General features: G+C 73.0%; 15 protein-coding genes and 1 pseudogene. 10 read left to right on the top strand and 6 right to left on the bottom strand.

Annotated elements, in window-relative coordinates; all coding sequences use genetic code 11:
* Positions 1-29: 29 nt before the first annotated feature.
* Entirely contained in the window at positions 30-923 is an 894-nt protein-coding gene (locus tag AB0I76_RS02250; protein ID WP_357028678.1) for a metallophosphoesterase, read from the bottom strand.
* A gap of 25 nt (positions 924-948) precedes the next feature.
* Between AB0I76_RS02250 and AB0I76_RS02245 the strand changes: the two genes are divergently transcribed.
* Positions 949-1,404, top strand: coding sequence for a GatB/YqeY domain-containing protein (locus AB0I76_RS02245; RefSeq protein ID WP_357028676.1), 456 nt, complete (start codon positions 949-951; stop codon positions 1,402-1,404).
* Between the two features lie 87 nt (positions 1,405-1,491).
* Here the strand turns inward: AB0I76_RS02245 and AB0I76_RS02240 are convergent, their stop codons facing one another.
* A complete protein-coding gene (locus AB0I76_RS02240) occupies positions 1,492-3,933 on the bottom strand; it encodes a transglycosylase domain-containing protein (RefSeq protein WP_357028673.1) in 2,442 nt (813 codons plus the stop codon).
* A gap of 403 nt (positions 3,934-4,336) precedes the next feature.
* On the opposite strand from AB0I76_RS02240, the gene AB0I76_RS02235 reads away from it, so the two are divergent.
* Positions 4,337-4,660, top strand: a complete 324-nt coding sequence (locus AB0I76_RS02235; protein ID WP_357028670.1) for a WhiB family transcriptional regulator — start codon at positions 4,337-4,339, stop codon at positions 4,658-4,660.
* 6 nt (positions 4,661-4,666) lie between these two features.
* Here the strand turns inward: AB0I76_RS02235 and AB0I76_RS02230 are convergent, their stop codons facing one another.
* The 3 genes from AB0I76_RS02230 to AB0I76_RS02220 are packed head-to-tail and all read right to left on the bottom strand — an operon-like array spanning position 4,667 to position 7,491.
* A complete protein-coding gene (locus AB0I76_RS02230; protein WP_357028667.1) occupies positions 4,667-5,821 on the bottom strand; it encodes an ArsA-related P-loop ATPase in 1,155 nt (384 codons plus the stop codon).
* 54 nt (positions 5,822-5,875) lie between these two features.
* A complete protein-coding gene (locus AB0I76_RS02225) occupies positions 5,876-6,853 on the bottom strand; it encodes an ArsA-related P-loop ATPase (protein ID WP_357028664.1) in 978 nt (325 codons plus the stop codon).
* A 26-nt stretch (positions 6,854-6,879) separates the two neighbouring features.
* Complete coding sequence (locus AB0I76_RS02220) at positions 6,880-7,491, bottom strand: hypothetical protein (RefSeq protein WP_357028661.1); 612 nt, start codon at positions 7,489-7,491, stop codon at positions 6,880-6,882.
* A 317-nt stretch (positions 7,492-7,808) separates the two neighbouring features.
* On the opposite strand from AB0I76_RS02220, the gene AB0I76_RS02215 reads away from it, so the two are divergent.
* From AB0I76_RS02215 to AB0I76_RS02185, 7 genes and pseudogenes are all read left to right on the top strand, one after another.
* Positions 7,809-8,291, top strand: a complete 483-nt coding sequence (locus AB0I76_RS02215; RefSeq protein ID WP_357028729.1) for a hypothetical protein — start codon at positions 7,809-7,811, stop codon at positions 8,289-8,291.
* A gap of 46 nt (positions 8,292-8,337) precedes the next feature.
* Positions 8,338-8,493 (top strand): DUF4177 domain-containing protein, encoded by a 156-nt coding sequence (locus AB0I76_RS02210; protein WP_357028658.1) that lies wholly within the window; start codon positions 8,338-8,340, stop codon positions 8,491-8,493.
* A gap of 84 nt (positions 8,494-8,577) precedes the next feature.
* Positions 8,578-9,039, top strand: a complete 462-nt coding sequence (locus tag AB0I76_RS02205; protein ID WP_357028655.1) for a RidA family protein — start codon at positions 8,578-8,580, stop codon at positions 9,037-9,039.
* A gap of 118 nt (positions 9,040-9,157) precedes the next feature.
* Complete coding sequence (locus AB0I76_RS02200; RefSeq protein WP_357028652.1) at positions 9,158-9,982, top strand: MBL fold metallo-hydrolase; 825 nt, start codon at positions 9,158-9,160, stop codon at positions 9,980-9,982.
* The gene (locus AB0I76_RS02195) at positions 9,979-13,545 is read left to right on the top strand and encodes an adenylate/guanylate cyclase domain-containing protein (protein ID WP_357028649.1); all 3,567 of its coding nucleotides are present in this window, start codon (positions 9,979-9,981) and stop codon (positions 13,543-13,545) included. The genes AB0I76_RS02200 and AB0I76_RS02195 overlap by 4 nt, the downstream gene beginning before the upstream one ends.
* A gap of 225 nt (positions 13,546-13,770) precedes the next feature.
* Positions 13,771-14,163 (top strand): annotated as a pseudogene (locus tag AB0I76_RS02190) (hypothetical protein); the annotation flags it as partial.
* Positions 14,164-14,377: 214 nt separating this feature from the next.
* On the top strand, positions 14,378-15,841 hold the full coding sequence (locus AB0I76_RS02185; RefSeq protein ID WP_357028726.1) for a serine/threonine-protein kinase: 1,464 nt from the start codon (positions 14,378-14,380) through the stop codon (positions 15,839-15,841).
* 28 nt (positions 15,842-15,869) lie between these two features.
* Here AB0I76_RS02185 and AB0I76_RS02180 read toward each other — a convergent pair whose 3' ends face one another.
* Positions 15,870-16,148 (bottom strand): hypothetical protein, encoded by a 279-nt coding sequence (locus AB0I76_RS02180; protein ID WP_357028646.1) that lies wholly within the window; start codon positions 16,146-16,148, stop codon positions 15,870-15,872.
* Positions 16,149-16,410: 262 nt separating this feature from the next.
* On the opposite strand from AB0I76_RS02180, the gene AB0I76_RS02175 reads away from it, so the two are divergent.
* On the top strand, positions 16,411-18,210 hold the full coding sequence (locus AB0I76_RS02175) for an alpha/beta hydrolase (RefSeq protein ID WP_357028644.1): 1,800 nt from the start codon (positions 16,411-16,413) through the stop codon (positions 18,208-18,210).
* The last annotated feature ends 129 nt before the right edge of the window (positions 18,211-18,339 follow it).

The following is an 18,339-nucleotide window of genomic DNA, read 5'->3' as shown; positions in this document are numbered from 1 at the left end:
GGTCAAACTCGGTACCCCCGTCGCCCGCGTCAGCGCGGGATCAGCGTCAGCACGCTTGCCTCCGGCGGGCAGGCGAACCGGACCGGTGCCGTCGGGTGGGTGCCCAGGCCGGCGGAGACGTGCAGCCAGGAGTCCGAGCCGGGCCAGCGGTGCAGGCCCCGCGCCATCGAGCGGGGCAACCCGCAGTTGGTCACCAGCGCCCCGACGCCCGGCACGCAAACCTGGCCCCCGTGGGTGTGACCGGCCAGCATCAGGCCGAATCCATCGGCGGCCATCCGGTCGAGCACGGCCGGCTCGGGGGAGTGGCTGAGCGCGATCGACAGGTCGGCGGAGGGGGACACCGGCCCTTCCACGGACGAGTAGTCGTCCCGCTCGATGTGCGGGTCGTCGACGCCGGCCAGCTCGACGAGCCGGCCGCCGGCCTTCAGCGTGGTGCGGGCGTTGTTCAGGTCGGCCCAGCCGGCGCCGGTGAAGACCTCGCGCAGCTCCTCGAACGGCAGCGCGACGCCCTCGGTGTACTCCCGGTCGGGAAGGAAGTAGGTGAACGGGTTCTTCCACACCGGCCCGGTGTAGTCGTTCGAGCCGAACACGAAGGCACCGGGATGGTCGAGCAGGGGTTGCAGGGCGCGCAGCACCCCTGCGACGGCGGCGGGGTGGGCCATGTTGTCGCCGGTCACCACCACCAGGTCGGGGTCGAGGGCGGCCAGCGACGCCACCCAGTCCTGCTTGCGCCGCTGGTCCGGCATCATGTGCAGGTCCGACAGGTGCAGGACGCGCAGCGGCTCCGCGTCGGCCGGCAGCACCGGCACGTCGTACCGCCGCAGGGTGAACATATTGCGCTCGACGAGGGACGCGTACGCCAGGGTGGCCGCGCCGACCGCGGCGGTCGAGGCCGCGAGCCGGAATAGTGTGCGCTTTCGCATGGCGTTCAGGGTAGTTTGACCGTCCATGAGCACGCTGAAGGACCGCCTCACTGCCGACATGCGCGCCGCCCTCAAGGCGCGCGACGAGCTGACCACCTCCACCCTGCGGATGGCCCTCGCGGCCGTCGGCAACGCCGAGGTCGCCGGCAAGGCCAAGCGCGAGCTCACCGACGACGAGGTGCTCTCGGTGCTGACCAAGGAGGCGAAGAAGCGGCGCGAGGCCGCGACCGCCTTCGCCGACGCCGGCCGCACGGAGCAGGCCACCAAGGAGACGGCCGAGGGCGAGGTGCTGGAGCGCTACCTGCCGAAGCAGCTCGCCGACGACGAGTTGGCGGAGCTGGTCGCGGGGGCGCTCGCCGCCGGCGGCTTCACCGGCAAGGCGCAGATGGGCCCGGCCATGAAGGCGGCCCAGGCCGCGGTGGCCGGCCAGGCCGAGGGCGGTCGGGTCGCCGCCGAGGTACGCCGGCAGCTCGGCCTCTGACCGTTCCCGTTCCACCGTCCGCCGAACGCGGAACGGGCGGGCACCCCGTGGTGGGGTGCCCGCCCGTTCGTCACGTCACGGATCGACTCAGCCGCCGGGGCGCCCTGGCGGACGGCCCGGGTTGGTCGGCTGGCTGCCCGGCCGGCTCGGGTCGGTGCCCGGCTCCGCGCCGCCGCCCTGACTGAGCTGGATGGTCACCACGCCACCCTTGATGGTCCGGCCGTCCGGGTTGGTGCCGGCGGCGGTGCCCGCCGGGCAGCTCGAGGCGACCTGCACGTCGGAGACCACCGCGTCGAAGCCGGCGCCCTCGATCCGGTTCTTCGCGGTCTCGACCGGCAGGCACTTGACCCCCGGGATGGAGCGCTGGTCACCCTCGGAGATCTTCCTGCCCGGCGGCGTGAAGTTGATCCGCTCCTTGCCCTTCATGGCGTCGCGGAGCGTCTCGTAGACGGGCGGGTTGATGCCGTCCTTCGGGCTGTGCTTCATCTTCACGTTGGTCTGCGGCCAGTCCGGGTCGGCCATGATGCCGGCGACCGCGTACTGCTTGGTCATGGCGACCAGGGAGGCGGTCTTCTCGGAGTCGGTGGTGCCGGACTTGCCGGCGACCGGAGCCTTGACCGCCTGCTTCACCGCGGCAGCGGTGCGGCTGCCGCCGCACTTGCTGGTCGAGGAGTTGTCGCCGACCGGGCAGCGGGCGGCGTCCACGGCCGCGCGGGCGACCTCGGTGCTGACCCGCTTCTCACAGGTGGGGTTGGCGATGTCGAGCTTCTTGCCCTCCGGGTCGCGGATCTCCTGCACCGGGATCGGGTCGCAGTACGTGCCGTCGGCGGCGAGGGTGGCGTAGGCGTTGGCCAGCTCCAACGGGGTGGCCGAGGAGACGCCCAGGGTGAACGCGCCCCAGTCGTGCGCGGCCTCCTTGTTGTTGGCGAACTTCGCGTCCTCGCGCTCCCGGAACTGGATGCCGAGCCGCTTCGCCACGTCCACCACGTTCTCCGCGCCGACCTGCTGCTGCAGGGGGACGAAGTAGGTGTTGATCGACTGGGCGAAGGCGCTCCACATGGTGTGTACGCCGCCGGGCTTCAGGCCGGAGTTGGTCGGGCAGTAGAGGTTCGTCCCCTTGCAGGCGGCGGGGCTGCCCTTCTCGATGATGTACTCCGACCTGAACTGCTGCGGAGCGTTGTACGTGAAGCTGAGCGGGATGCCCTTCTCCAGCGCCGCGACGATCGTGAAGATCTTGAAGGTCGAGCCGGCCTGGTAGCCGGTGATCCCGTCGCCTCCGGTCAGCAGCGGGTTGACCGTGGCCGGGTAGTTGCCGCGGGCGTCCTTGTTCTTCTTGCGGCGTGCGGGGTCGCTGTGCGGCTTGTTCTTCGGGTTCTTCGGGTCGTCGAGCTTGAAGGTGCGGTTGACCGAGAGCGCGCGGACCCGGCCGGTGCCGGGCTCGACCACCGCCACCATGGCGGCTTCCTTGGCGCTCTCGCTCTTGGCGCGCCGGACCGCCGCGTCGGCGCCCCGCTGGGCCTGCACGTCGAGGGTCGTGACGACGGTGTAGCCGCCGCTCTTGAGTCGCCGCTCCCGGTCGTACGAGGTCGAGCCGAAGGTCTCCTGAGACATCCACCAGCGGTAGAAGTAGTCGCAGAAGAAGCCCCACTTCTCGGTGGCCTGGACGCAGCCGTTCGGGGTCCGCTTGTCCTCCACCTTCAGCTTGACCTTCTTGGCCGCCTCGGCCTGTTCCCGGGTGATGGCGCCGGTCTCGACCATGTTGTCGATGACGTAGTTGCGCCGGTCCACCGCCTGCGGGTAGCCGAACTTGGTGGTCGGGTCGAACGCGCTGGGCGCCTTCACCATGCCGGCGAGCATGGCCGCTTCCTCGATCTTGAGGTCCTTCGGCTTCTTGTTGAAGTAGACCTGGCTGGCGGCGTAGATGCCGTACGCGCCGTTGCCGAAGGCGGCGATGTTCAGGTAGCGCTCCAGGATCTCGTCCTTGGAGAGCTCCTTGTCGATCTGGATGGCGTAGCGCATCTCGCGCAGCTTGCGGGCGCTGGTGTCCTCGGTGGCCGCGACCACGTCGGCCGGGTGGGTCGCCGAGTACGCGATGGCCAGCCGGACGTACTGCATGGTGAGCGTGGAGGCGCCCTGCCGGTCGGCGCCGGCGCTGTTGTTGACGAAGGCACGGGCGACACCGTTGAGGTCGACGCCGTTGTGCTTGTAGAAGTCGTGGTCCTCCGCCGCGATGATCGCCTTCTGCATGATCGGGGCGATGTCCTTGAGCTTGACGTCGCGGCGGTTCTCGTCGTACATCGTCGCCAGCGGTGTCTTGCCGTCAGAGGCCAGCAGGTAGCTGATCTGCGGCGCGCGGGCGACGGTCAGCTCCTTCGGCAGCGCGCCGAACGTCTCGGCACCCGCCTTGGCGGCCAGTCCGGACATCGCCACTGCGGGGAAGGCCGCCGCCGCGACCACCACGCCGGCCAGCAGGCCACAGATGAGCAGCGATGCGGCGTTGGTCAGCACATTGTGGTCACGTTTCCGCATCCAGGTCACCTCGACAGAGTACGCGAGCAGGGAATGAGGGGCGCTGGGGCGTCTTTTCCCCATTTCCTGCGCGCGCCGACCTCGTTGTGCTAAACGCACGACCCCCGGTCCCAGGTTGCGTGGATGCGGCACCGAGTCTCCCCCGTCCCGGGGTGGACGCGCAGCGTTTTCACTCACCCCGGCCGGGTAAGCGGGGGGCGACGGCCCGGGAAGCCGGGAGTGTCCGGAATGATGGATTTAGCCGACAACGTTGCGTAATCAGGCGACTACAGAGCATGATGGTGGCGGCGACAGCGCCACATGTCGTCCGTGCCGCCTTGGGGAAGGCAGGCAGGGCGACCGGGGGGAATTGCCGGCTGGTCCGCGACGGGGTCGGTAGTACTGCAAGGGGGGACGTGTACACATGGGCATGATCACTGACTGGCCGTCGCTGGCGGCATGTCAGAACGGGGACCCGGACGCGTTGTTCGTACAGGGCGCCGAACAGAACGTGGCGAAGCGGATCTGCCGTAGCTGCCCCGTTCGGTACGAGTGCCTGGCCGACGCGTTGGACAACCGGATCGAGTTCGGTGTGTGGGGCGGCATGACCGAGCGGGAACGGCGGGCGCTCCTGCGCCGTCACCCGCAGGTGACGAGCTGGCGCAAGATGTTCGAGGCCGCGATGAAGAAGAACGCCAAGGACAAGGCCGGCGGCAAGGACAAGATCCTGGTCACCACCGCCGGCTGACGCCGGTCACGGTCGGCTGATCGCCGTACCGATCGTTCGCAGCCCGTCGACGTCGTGGACGTCGGCGGGCTGCGCCGTCACCGACACCGTCGGCACGGCCGGGAACGCCTCGGTGAACCGCGTGGCCACGTGCTGCTCGCGTACCGCCAGCTGGGCCAGGGCGGCATGGGCGCGCAGCACGTCGACGGTGCCCTCGTGTCCCCCGGCCTCGGCCAGCCGCTCCGCGGCGGCCAGGCTCTCCGCCGGCCCCAGGTCCGGCACCGCCGGCCGGTGCACCCGGTTGAGCACCAGGCCCGCCAGCGGCATCTTCTCCTCGCCCAACCGGCCGGCGAAGTAGGCGGCCTCCCGGACCGCGTCCGGCTCCGGCGCCGCGACCAGCAGGAACGCCGTCTCCCGCGCCTGGAGGATGCGGTACGTCTGCTCCGCGCGCTGCCGGAAGCCGCCGAACATCGAGTCGAGCGCGGCGACGAAACCGGACAGGTCAGTCAGCAGTTGGGCGCCGAGCACCTTCTGGACGACCTTGGAGAACATGCCGAACGAGGCGGTCACCAGGCTGAACATGCTCCGACCGCCGGTACGGGCCGGCGCCAGCAGCAGCCGGAGCATCCGCCCGTCGAGGAACCGGGACAGCCGCGCCGGTGCGTCGAGGAAGTCCAGCGCCGACCGGGACGGCGGGGTGTCCACCACGATCAGGTCCCACTCACCCCGCGCGTGCAACTGGCCCAGCTTCTCCATCGCCATGTACTCCTGCGTGCCGGCGAAGGTGGAGCTCATGGCCTGGTAGAACGGGTTGGCGAAGATCTCCGCCGCCTTCGCCGGGTCGGTGTGCTGGAGCACCACGTCGTCGAAGGTGCGCTTCATGTCCAGCATCATGGCGTGCAGCTCACCGCCGCTGTCCTCGACGTCGATGCCCTTGACCTGGCGTGGCGTGTTGTCCAGCTCGGTCAGCCCGAGCGACTGCGCCAGGCGGCGGGCCGGGTCGATCGTGAGCACCACCGTCCGGCGGCCGTGCTGCTCGGCGGCCCGCAGTGCGAGCGCGGCGGCCGTGGTCGTCTTGCCCACCCCGCCCGCCCCGCAGCACACCACGATCCGTACGCCGGGATCGGCGAGGATCCGGTCGACGTCCAGCGGCGGCGGCGCCACGTTCTCGGAAGGCACCAATCGAGCGTATCGGGCCGGTCGGGTCCGCGCGCCCGTGCCGACGGCAGGTGTGAGTCAATCGGCCCGGACGAGGATCTCCGCCAGCCGGTCCAGGCCCTCCCGGTCCACCCCGTCGGGCAGCAGCGGCAGCTCGGTCAGGGGCAGGCCCAGCTCCTCCAGGTCGGTGCGGAGCGAGTCCTCCAGCTCCCGGCGGACCGCCTGGTCCCGGGCCTCGGAGGCGAGCCCCTCGACGGTGCGCTCGTCGGCCGGCAGCCCGGCCGCGAGCAGGCCCTCGCGCAGCTCGGCGGGCCCCACCACGCGGCCGGCCGGGAGCGGTGGACGGGTGCCGTTCACGATGACCCGGCCAACGGGGAAACCGAGCGAGGTCAGCTCGGCGATCGCGTCGACCGTCTCCTGGACCGGCATCTCCTCCAACAGGGTGACCACGTGCACCGCCGTCATCGGGGAGCGCAGCAGCGCGGAGACCCCCTCGCTCTGCGTCTTGATCGGCCCCACCTTGGCCAGCCGGGCCGTCTCGGCGGTGACGTTCAGGAAGCGGCCGATCCGCCCGGTCGGCGGCGCGTCCAGCACCACCGCGTCGTACGCCCGACGCTGGCCGGAGGTGCGGGTGGTCGCCTCCTTCACCTTGCCGGTGAGCAGCACGTCCCGCAGCCCCGGGGCGATGGTGGTGGCGAAGTCGATCGCGCCCAGCTTGCGCAGCGCCCGACCGGCGGCGCCGAGCTTGTAGAACATGTCGAGGTACTCCAGCAGGGCCTGCTCGGCGTCCACCGCCAGGGCCCGCACCTCGCCGCCGCCGGGCGCGTCGGTCAGGTGCCGCTCCTCGTACGGCAGCGGGTCGGTGCCGAAGAGTTGGGCGATGCCCTGACGCCCCTCGACCTCTACCAGCAGCGTGCGCCGACCACCGGCGGCCAGCGCCAGGGCCAGGGCCGCGGCCACGCTGGTCTTGCCGGTGCCTCCCTTGCCGGTGACCACGTGGAGGCGGGCCGGCCACTCGGTACCGGCCGGATCGATGGGCCGCTCAGCTGCTCGCACCCGTCGAGCCTAACCAGCGGAGGGGGTCAGGCCACCTCGCAGACCCACCAACCCGTCTTCTTCACCACGGTGAACCGCAGCGGTTGGTCGGCGATCTTCTCGTCGGCGGTGGTCACGGTGAGCCGGGTGGAGACCGTGGCGCGGTCGCCGGTCTGGTTGTCGACCTTCGGGTTGCTCCACCGGAACCGGGGGTTCTGGTTGCTGGAGACGTAGTTCTCCACCTCGGCGACCTTCGCGGCGATCTTCTCGTCGTCGCGGGAGTCGGCGCAGACCAGCTTGGCCGCTTTGGCGGCGTCGCGGTCCTTGTAGACGGCGGTGAGGAACTGCTCCACCGCGACGGCGGGCTCCTTGGCTCCCTCGCCCTCCTCGGCGTTGCGGAGGGTCAGGAACGTGACGACACCGCCACCGGCGCAGAGCAGCAGGATGACCGCCAGCGCGACGGACGCGATGACCACGCCACGCTTCCGCTTCGGCGCCTGGCGATCCTGGTAGGGCGGGTAGGGGGCCGGGGGCGGCGGGATCGCGGACGGGTCCTGCCGTGGCACGGGCGGCACGGCTGCGCCGGTGCCGGGTGGGATCGGGTTGCCCGGCTGGCCGGCCGGTGATCCGGTCGGGCCGCCGCTGGGTGGTTCGGTCATCTCTCCCCCACTGGGTGCGACGTCGGCGACGAGGTGGGTCGAGCCGTGAGCGCCCGTTCCGACGGGAAGGGTAGCGGTCTATCCGTCCCGTGGAGGGGGCCGGTCCGGCGGACGGACACGGCACCGGCAGGGGCCGATCCGCGGTCGCCTTCCTTACCAGGACTGTGTCGCATATGTGACTTCTGGTCACTCGTCGTGCGCGTCCTGTTGGCGGGACTTCGGGCCCGGACCTACCGTCGCTCGGGTGCGGGGGGACGGGCCGGCGGAGGCCGGACCCGACGGCGATGAGTGAAGGTACGACGCCCGGAGGCAGCGGCATGCGCGACGCGAACAACATCCCCCGACCCCAGGCTCCGGCGGCCGAGTGGGGTCGCCGGTCCGGTACCGGTGCCGGCGGGGATGGCGCGTCCGCCGGCCTGCCGGTCAACGAGCGGTCCTACCGGCGGCTCGCCGAGCCGGTGGACGTCCTGCACGTGCTGGACCGGCGTGGGGAGCGCGGCCGGGACGACGAGGGCCCCGGTTACGTCATCCACCTGCCGATCCGGGTCGCCGACCTGGCCGCGGCCACCGCCCTGGCCGGCACCGTGGCGACGTCGTTGAGCTTCCTGGGCGAGTTGGACGCCGGGGATACGACCGTGTCCACCGCCGACGACCAGAACAACCGGCACCGGGTCTTCTGCGACCTGCTGCTGCCCGACCGGTCCCGCTGCCCCCAGCCGTTCGAGCACGGCGGGCCCTGCGGAGAGCCCCCGGTCGCCCCGGAACAGCGTCCCGCGCCCCCGCCGTCGACCGGACCGTAGGCTGTCGGAGGAAAGAGTCACCTCCACCCAAGGGAGCCCTCCACCGATGCAGAAGTGGGAATACGCCACGGTCCCGCTGCTGGTCCACGCGACCAAGCAGATCCTCGACAACTGGGGCGAGGACGGCTGGGAGCTGGTCTCCGTGATTCCCGGGCCGAACCCGGAGCAGCTCGTCGCCTACCTGAAGCGCCCGAAGGGCTAGGGGCATGAGCGAGCGCAGCGAGCGAATCATCAGGCTCAGCGCGTCGGTGTCCCAGGGCGCCGGGGAGCGAAGCGAGGCGGCGGCATGAGCAACGGACCGCACGCGAAGCTCGCCGAGCTCGGCTTCGCGCTGCCCGAGGTGGTGCCGCCGGTGGCCAGCTACGTGCCGGCCGTGCAGTCCGGGCAGCACGTGTACGTCTCCGGGCAGCTGCCCATGGCCGAGGGGAAGCTGCTGGCCACCGGCAAGGTGGGTGCCGGTGTCTCCGCCGACCAGGCCAAGGACCTGGCGCAGCGGTGCGCGCTGAACGCGCTGGCCGCCGTCGACTCGCTGGTCGGCCTGGAGAACGTCGTCAAGATCGTCAAGCTGACCGGTTTCGTGGCGAGCGCCCCCGGTTTCACCGGCCAGCCCGGCGTGATCAACGGCGCCTCGGACCTGTTCGGGGCGGTCTTCGGCGAGGCCGGCCGCCACGCGAGAAGCGCGGTGGGCGTAGCCGAACTGCCCCTGGACGCCCCCGTCGAGGTAGAGGTCATCGTCGAGGTCGCGTAACCCCGCGTTCCCGCGATCTTGCACGTTCTGCCGGGACGAAGCCCCTGAACGGGTAGGAACCGGCGACCGGACGTGCAAGATCGCGGGGGGTTGCGGACGGGGCCGTACGATCGCAGCCATGGGCGGGCATGTGACGGCCCCGGCGGCGGCCCTCGCCGACGGGCTGCCGGAGTGGGTGACGCTGTTGCGGGCACCGAACCCGGGACCGATGACGCTCGACGGCACCAACACCTGGGTGCTGCGGGCACCCGGCGCGGAGCACGCCGTCGTGGTCGACCCCGGGCCGGCCGACGAGGCGCACCTGGCGGCCATCGCCGCGCAGGGGCCGGTCGGTCTGGTCCTGATCACCCACGGGCACCCGGACCACACCGAGGGCTCGACCCGCCTGCACGACCTGCTCGGCGGTGTGCCCGTCCGCGCCGCCCATCCGACGCACACCCTCGCCGCCGACCCCCTCGGCGTCGGCGCGCCACCCCAGGCTCCCGGCCTCGACCTGCGGCTGGTCCCGACCCCGGGGCACACCGGCGACTCGGTCTGCTTCCTCGTCGAGCACCGCGGCGAGCGGGTGGTCCTCACCGGCGACACCATCCTCGGCCGGGGCACCACCGTTGTCGCCCACCCGGACGGCCACCTCGGGGACTACCTCGGCAGCCTGGAGCTGCTCTCGACGTACGCCGGTGTCCCGGCCCTGCCGGGCCACGGCCCGGCGCTGGCCGACTGCGGTGCCGCCGCGGACTTCTACCTCGCCCACCGGCGGGCGCGCCTGGACCAGGTCCGGGCGGCGCTCGACGCGGGGGCGACCACCGCGGCCGAGGTGGTCGCGGTCGTCTACGCGGACGTGGACCGTTCGCTCTGGTGGGCGGCGGAGTGGTCGGTCCGGGCCCAACTGGAATACCTGGGCCGGGAATCCCACGACGGTGACCCGGGGTTGGAGCAAGCGTGACCTGCCCGGTGTGCGGAACCGTCGCCGTCCCCGGCGCCCGGTTCTGCCACAACTGCGGGGCCGCGCTGCCGGCCGCCGCGACGTTGCCGGCGGCCGAGCGCCGGGTGGTCACCGTGCTCTTCGGCGACCTGTCGGACTTCACCTCCTGGTCGGAGGACCTCGACCCGGAACGGGTCGGCGCGGTGACCGACCGGGTCCTCGCCGCGCTGGCCGGGGCGGTGAAGACCTTCGGCGGGCACGTGGACAAGCTGACCGGCGACGGGATCATGGCTGTCTTCGGTGCGCCGGTCGCGCACGAGGACGACGCCGAACGGGCCGTCCGTGCCGCCCTCTCCATGCAGCGGGCCGTCCGCCGGGTCCTCGACGACGAGCGGGGCGGCGGTGCGCCGCTCGGCCTGCGCGTCGGGTTGAACACCGGCGACGTGATCGCCGGCATCCAGGCCGCCATCGAGTACACGGTCATCGGCGACACGGTCAACACCGCCGCCCGGCTGGCCGACGCCGCCGCCGTGGGAGCGGTCTACGCCGGAGCGCGGACCTCCGCCGCCACCCGGCACGTCGCCTCCTGGCGGGCGCTGCGCCCGCTGCGGCTCAAGGGCAAGCGCGAACCCGTCGAGGCGTACGAGCTGCTGGGTCTCCTGGACGCGCCGGGCACCCGGTCGGGCCTGGGCGACGAGGCACCGTACGTGGGCCGCGAGACCGAGATCGGCCGGGTCGCCGGCCGGCTGGCCGAGGTGATCGACCGGGGTGAACCCCGGGTGCTGCTGATGACCGCCGAGGCCGGTATCGGCAAGTCCCGATTCGCCGCCGAGGTGGAACGCCTGGCCGCCGGATACGACGTCGGTGCCGGTCGGTACGCCGCGCACACCGGCGCCCGGGTGCTCTCCGTCCGCTGCGCCGCCTTCGGGGAGCGGCGCCGACTCGCGCCGCTGGCCGACCTGGTGCGCGCGGCCACCGGCCTCCCCGGCGACGCGGCCACCGCGCTCACCCGGCCCGCCGTCGAGGAGCGGCTGCGCCGCCTCGGGCAGCGGCTCGGCCGGGCCGGTGCCCCCGCCGCGATCGCCACCGACCAGCTGCTGGCTCTGCTCGGGTACGCCGAACTGCCCAACGGAGGCCCCACCGACCAGGGCGAGTGGAGCACCGCCCTGCCGGCCGCCGACGCCGAGGCCGTACCCAACGCGGTCGCCGACCTGCTCAGCGCCCTCGCGCGGGAGGCGCCCCTGGTGATCGTCGTCGACGACCTGCACGACGCCACGCCGGAGACGATCCGTGCACTCGGGTTGACCCTCTCCCGCCTGTCCGGGCCGGTGCTGGTGCTGCTGCTCGGCCGGCCCGAGCTGGTGCGCACCGCCGGCGCGCTGACCCGGGTGGCGGACGCTGAGGTGCACGCCCTGCCACCACTGCGCGGTGCCGACGCGGCCCGGCTGCTCACCAGCTACCTGAGCGGCGGCAAACTGCCGCAGGCCGACGCCGACCGGCTGCTCGCCACCGCCCAGGGCAACCCCTTCTACCTGGCCGAGCTGGTCACGCTGCTCATGGAGCGGGGTGCGCTCACCGCGGGCAGCGGCAACGGATGGCGGCTCGTGCCGGGCTCGCTGGGCAGCCGGCTGCTCTCCCGGGACCTGGCCGCGGTGCTCGCCGCGCGCATCGACGCGCTGCCCAACGGCGCGCGCTCGGTGCTGCGGGACGCGGCCGTGGTCGGCGACACCGTGCCGGACGGTGCCCTGGAGGCGCTGCGCGACCAGCGCACCGGCCGGGACAGCCGCCCTGCGGCGGTGGCCGCCGTCGAGCTGGAGCGGGCCGTCGAGGAGCTGCTGCAGCGCCGGATGCTGCATCGCACCCGCACCGGATTCGCCTTCGCCACACCGCTCATGCGGGAGGCCGCGTACGCCGGGGTCAGCAAGGCCGAGCTGGCCGAACGGCACGCCGCTCTGGCCCGCTGGGCCGCCGATCCGCCCACCGGGTCCGCCGCGGTCGGTGGTTTCACCGAGCCGGCCCGGGACGACTTCGTCGCCGCCCACGTCGAACGGGCCGCGGCCCTGGCCGACGCCGTCGGGCTGCGGCCGGACACACCAGCCCGGGCGGTCGTCCCGCTCGGGGTCGGCGCCCTCGGCCGCTCCGCCCGCCGGTCGCTCCAGGCCGGCGAGCCGGCACTGGCCGTCGAGTACGCCGAGCGCGCCGCCGAACTCACCCGGGGCGCAGTGCCGGCGGCGGACCGGGTGGTGCACGCCCGGGCCCTGCTCCAGGTCGGCCGTCCGGCCGACGCGCTCGCCTTCGCCGAGAAGATCGCCGCGAACGCCGGTGACGAGGCCGCCACCCGGGCCAGCGCGCTCCTGCTCGCCGGTCAGGCCCACCAGACGATGGGAGATCAGGCCCGCGCGGTCGCCTGCTGGCAGGAGGCCCTCCAGGTGGCGACCGCCGGAGACCTGCCCACGCTGCGCGCCTCGGCGATGCGCCGGCTCGGCATGGCCGACTTCATCGCCGGACGGCTCGGGAAGGCGAGCAGCCGGCTCGCCGCGTCGTACCAGGTCAGCGTCCAGGTGCAGGACCGGCGGGGCCAGGCGTGGTCGTTGCAGAACCTGGCCTGGGTCACCACCACCCGGGGCGACTTCGCCGGCACGGACGCGGTGCTCGGCCGGGCTGCCCGGCTCTTCGCCGAGTTGAAGGACCCGTACGGACGGGCGTGGCTGCGCGGCACCACCGCGTTCGCGCGGCTGCTCGCCGGCCGGCTCCGCGAGGCCTGCCGGATGGCGCAGGTCTTCCTGCCCTTCGGGGAACGGGTCGGCGAGGCCTGGGCGGTGGGCACCCTGCGCGCGGTCGAGGCGTTCGCCACCGCCGAACTGGGCGAACTGGCCGAGGCGGACCGGCGTGCCCGGCGCGCGTACCGGGAGTTCGCCGCCGCCTCCGACGACTGGGGGCGCGGGTTCGCGCTGGTCGTACGCGGGGTGGTGGCACGGGGGCTGGGCGAACCCGAGCACGCCGCCGATCTGCTCACGGACGCCATGTCGTACGCCGAGCGCACCTCCCATCCGCTGCTCACCGGGATGGCCGGCACGTTGCGCGGCTTCGTGGCCCTGGACATGGGGGACTGCGAGACGGCCGAACAGGCCGCCCGCGCGGTGCTGACCGCGGTGGAACCGCACAACCCGCAGGCACCCGCCCAGGTGGGTCCCCGCGTGCTGCTGGCCACCGCCCGGTTGGCCGCGGGTGACTCGGCGACCGCCGTCGGGCTGCTGGCTCCGGTCGCCACCGCCGCCGCCAACTCGCCGTCGCTGCTCTTCTCCCGCCGGCAGACGATGGCCCGGTACGCCTCCGCCCTGCTCGCCCACGGCCAGCGCGAGCAGGCGCTGGACTGGGCCCGGCGGGCGGTCGACGCCCCGGCCGAGGACGTTCGCAGTCAGGTCATCGCCGCCAGCGTCCTGGCCGAGGCGCTGGCCGCGTGCGGCCGACCGGAGGAGGCGTTGGCCAGCGCCGAGGAGGCGGTCCGCCTGGCGTACGCCACCGAGCAGCGCAGCGAGCGTCGCGCCGCCGACGCCCTCCGCGCCCGCCTGACCCCCGCCTGACCCCTCCCGCCCCTCCGCCCGAGCTGCCGCCCGGCAGTTTCAGGGAAGGTGTGGCCGTTCCACCGCGGATGACCAATCTGTTCCTGGAACTGCGGGCTGCGGTGGGGTGGGTGGCGGGGCAGGTCTGGCGGTTTCGGGGATGCGGCTCGTCGGAGGTGACCGCTAGCGTGTCAGGTCCGGGGTGCGGTCCACTGTGTCGACCGCCCGGGTCAGGGGAGGGCCGTGATGAGGCTGCCGCGTTCCGGTGCCGGCTGGACGGTCGCCGTCTTCGGCCTGCTGGCGCTGCTGATGGGCGCCGTCGGGCTGGTCTGGCCCGAGGCGCTGCTGCGACTGCTCGGGTTCGAGGTGCCGGTGAGCCGCGCGGCCGGTGACTACACCGGCACCTTCCTGACGGCCTCCTCGATGGCCTCCTTCAACATGGGCGTCTACTACCTGCTCGCGACCGCCACCGAGTGGCGTCCCTTCTACCGGTTCACCGTCTGGTTCCGGCTGGTCACGTTCACCGTCTTCACCATCGCGGTGCTCTCCGACGTGGCACCGGACCGGTTCTTCGGGGTGGCGGCCTGGGAGGGGCTGGGCGCGCTGGCGACCGCCGCCGGCCTCTGGTGGGACGCCCGCCGGGCCGCGGGCACGCCGACCGGCGACGCCGGGACCGCCGCGCGATCGGAAAAGGCCGATGCCGTGGACGTGGATGCCGATGCCGGGGACGCCGGATCCGGTACGGGGCCCGTAGGCGCCCCCGCACCGGGTGCGGCTCGCTGAGCGACCGGTCCCGTTGGGTATTTTCGAAGCTGTGACCGACACCCCGTCCGGCGGCCTGCCGATGCCCATCGTGCCCGGTCTGACTGATCTGAGAGTGTTTGCCCGAGGTGGGTACGCCACGATCTACAAGGCCACGCAGATCTCGGTCGGGCGCGAGGTGGCGGTCAAGGTGGAGAACCGCACGCTCGACAGCGAGCGCGACCAGGCCCGCTTCCTGCGGGAGGCGCGTGCCGCCGGGACGATGTCCTCCCACCCGCACGTGGTCGACCTCTTCGACGTCGGGGTCACCGTCGACCAGCACCCGTACCTGATCATGGAGCTGTGCGACGGGTCGTACGCCGAACGGATGCGCACCTCGCCGCTCGGCCCGGCGGAGGCCCGGGACCTCGGGGTGAAGATCGCCGACGCGATCGCCCACTCGCACGCGGCCGGGGTGCTGCACCGGGACGTGAAGCCGGCCAACATCCTCTACTCGCACTTCAACCCGGCGGTGCTGGCCGACTTCGGGCTGGCCGTGCTCGCCGAGATGCGCGACTCCTCGGTCGCGCTGGAGGTGCTCACCCCGGCGTACGCGCCGCCGGAGATGTTCAACCACAGTCCGCCGTCACCGGCGGTCGACGTGTACGCCCTGTGCGCCACGCTCTACGCGGTGATGCACGGCCGTCCGCCCCGCTGGCGCTCCGAGCGCAACCCGAGCCTGGTGACCGTGCTGGAGATGTTCCACCAGCCGGTGCCCGGCCTGCCCGGTGTGCCGGAGGCACTGGTCGACGTGCTGCGTGCGGGGATGTCCAACGACCCGGGGGAGCGGCCCGACGCCACCGAACTGCGCAACCTGCTGGCCGGCCTGAGCCTCCATCACGACGCGGAGGACCGGGCCGTGTCGGCGCCGCACCGACCGGTTCGGAGTTCCGGCCCGGCGGATCCGTACGACGGCCGCCAGTCCACGCGGCCCGCGCCTCGTCCGCCGCTGGAGGACCCGCACCCGACCGTGCCCACTTCCGACCGGCGGTGGCGACGGCGCTGGTTCCTCGGCGGGGCCGGGATGGTCGCCCTGGCCGCCGCGGTCGGCGCCGGTGCGCTGCTCGCCGACGCGCCGTCCGACCCGATGCCGACGCCGACGGCCGGCGTGGCGGCGACCAGCGGGCTGCGGCCGGCCTGTGCGGGGACGGCCCAGCTGCCGTCCGGAGCCGGTTGTGCGGACGAGTTGGAGTGCTTCGGGCCGATGCAGGTGCGGGGCGCGCGGGCCAGCGCGGAGCGGGTGTCCTGCGTGCGCGAGCACACGTGGGAGAGCTACGCGGAGGGTGAGCTCCCGGTGGGCCTGGTCGGTGCCGGTTACGACGAGGTCAGCGCCGATCCGGTGGTGCGCCGAGTGTGCAGCCCGAGCACCTTCCGTCTCACCAGCGGCATCACGTACACCAACGGGTGGAACCTGGAGGTGCTGCCGCCGAGCGGCGCGGACACCGACCGGACCTACCGCTGCCTGGCTGGGCGGGGTGTGGACGGGCTCGTCACACCGACCCTCACCGCCAGCTGACTCCCGGCTGCCGGTCGGGCCGTAACCGTCAGCGGCGTCGCTCCCGCACCGCGCGCAGCGCCTCCCGGTTGTCGAGTGTCTCCAGGGTGTCGGCGTCGATGCCGTAGAGCCCGTCGGGTGCCGGCAGGCTGGGCGTGGCCGGCGGCAGCGCGGCGCACCGGTCCCGGTGCGCGGCCCCGGCTACTCCCGCCACGGCGGCCAGCAGCACGGCCACCAGCGCGAGGACCACACCGAGGAAGTCCTGCCGCTGCCACACCAACAGCGTCACCAGAAGTGCCGTCGCCGCCAACGCCGCGACGACTGCCACCTGTCCCACCCCGGGCCTCAGTAACCTCACCCGTCCAGCATGGCGATGCCGGCCCGCCTGTCAACCGTGGACGGTGGCGGAGACGGCCGACCCGCCGAGCCGGAGTTGTATAAGCGTCGTCCGTGAAAAAAACGTTACATCCGTTGACGTTTTGTCGGAGATGCGGCTCTTCTCCACGCGACATTCATTGCCCGCGATCTCTAGAGTGACGGGGGTCGAGCGTCGCCTCGACGAATCCCGTCGTCCATCGGAAGGCGTCCACATGCCACGACCAACCCGGTCCCTGGCCGCAGCAGGAATCGCCGGCGTCCTCCTCGCCGGTCTGGCGGTCGCACCCGCCACCGCCGCCCCTGACCCCTCCGGGTGGGGTCGCCCGGCCGTCTCGGACCGGACCAGTCCCGTCGAGGCACGCCGCGTCGACCGGGTGCCCACGCCCACTCTGGACTGGTACGCCTGCTACGGCGACGCCGAGTGCGCCACCGTGCGGCTGCCGCTCGACTACGACAACCCCAAGGGCGCGACGACCGAGGTCGCCCTGCTGCGCGTCAAGGCCCGCGACCAGAAGAACAAGATCGGCAGCCTCTTCCTCAACCCGGGTGGACCGGGCGGGTCGGGCACCGACATCGCCCTCGCCGCGCCGTACTTCCTCGGCGACGAGGTGCTCGACCGGTTCGACGTGGTCGGTGTCGACCCGCGCGGCGTCGGCGCGAGCGAGCAGGTGAAGTGCTTCCCGTCGGTCAAGGAACAGGCGAAGGCTTACGCCGGGCTGAACGTGGCGTTCCCGTGGACGAAGGCGGAGGAGAAGGCGTACGTCGCCTCGTCGAAGGCGGTCGGCCGCGGCTGCTCCACGACCGGTCGTCCGCTCACCGGAGCGATGTCCACGGCCGAGGTCGCCCGCGACATGGACGTGCTGCGCCGCGCCGTCGGCGACGAGAAGCTCACCTACCTGGGCTTCAGCTACGGCAGCGCGCTCGGGCAGTACTACGCGAACATGTTCCCCGACCGGGTGCGCGCGCTGGTGATCGACGGCGTCCTCGACCCGACCGCGTGGGTCGGCCGCAAGGGCGACAACCGGTCACAGGAGGACCGGCTGCGCAGCGCGCAGGGGGCGTACGCGGCGCTGCGGGAGATCCTGGTGCGGTGCGAGAAGGCCGGCGAGGAGCTGTGCTCCCTGGCCGCCGGTGACCCGGTCGCCTCGTTCGACCTGGTGGCGACGCGGCTGCGGGCCAAGCCGGCCGTGATCGACGACCCGGACTTCGGCCCGTTCACCGTCACCTACGCCGACTTCGTCGCCTCCACGCTCGGGGCGCTCTACGGCCCCTACGGCTACGAGCAGGTCGTCTACCTGACCGAGCAGCTGCTCGTGGAGACCGACCCGGCGTCGTCGACGGCGGCTCGGACCGAAGCCCGCGCCGCGATCAGGCGGCTGGCAGCGGAGGCCCGCCAGCAGCGCGGCTACGACTTCCCGTACGAGAACGGCCTGGAGACGTTCCTCGGGGTGGACTGCACCGATGCGTACCACCCGAAGGGCGCCGCGTCGTTCCCCGCGCTCGCGGCGAAGGCCGACCGGCGGGACCCGTACTTCGGGCGGCTCTGGGCCTGGGGCACGTCGCCCTGTGCCCGGGACACCTGGACGGTCCGCGACGAGGACCGGTACACCGGCCCGTGGAACCGACGCACCAGCTCACCGGTGCTGGTGGTGGGCAACTACTGGGACCCGGCCACCAACTACCGGGGCGCGGTCGGCGCGGCGAAGCTCCTGCCGAACAGCCGCCTGCTGAGCAGCGACAGCTGGGGGCACACCGCGTACGGGACGTCGGAGTGCGTCACCGGAGCGGTCGACGCGTACCTGCTGCGGCGTACGCTGCCCGCGAAGGGCACGGTCTGCGTCGGTGACATCCAGCCGTTCGCGCCGCTGCCGGAGGTGCCGGTGGCCACCGAGCGGGCGGACGTGTCGAAGAGCGCCCGCGTCGCGCAGGACGCGCCGGGCCGGGGTGAGCCGAAGCGGCTCCCGCCGGTGGTCGCGCCGCTGCCGGCGGTGGGCACGCTGACCGTCCGCTGAGGACGCCGGGGTGGGGGGGGGGGGGGGGGGGGGGCCCCCCCCCCCCCCCCCCCGAGAGGCGCGGAAAAACCCGCGCGGCGCGCCCCCACGCGCGGCCCCCCGCCCCCCAGCGAAACGACCACACAGGAC

Origin of the sequence: Micromonospora sp. NPDC049799 (assembly GCF_040656655.1) — a bacterium.
In the GTDB taxonomy this organism is placed as follows: Bacteria; Actinomycetota; Actinomycetes; order Mycobacteriales; family Micromonosporaceae; genus Micromonospora.
This window is presented reverse-complemented; position numbering and strand designations above follow the sequence as displayed.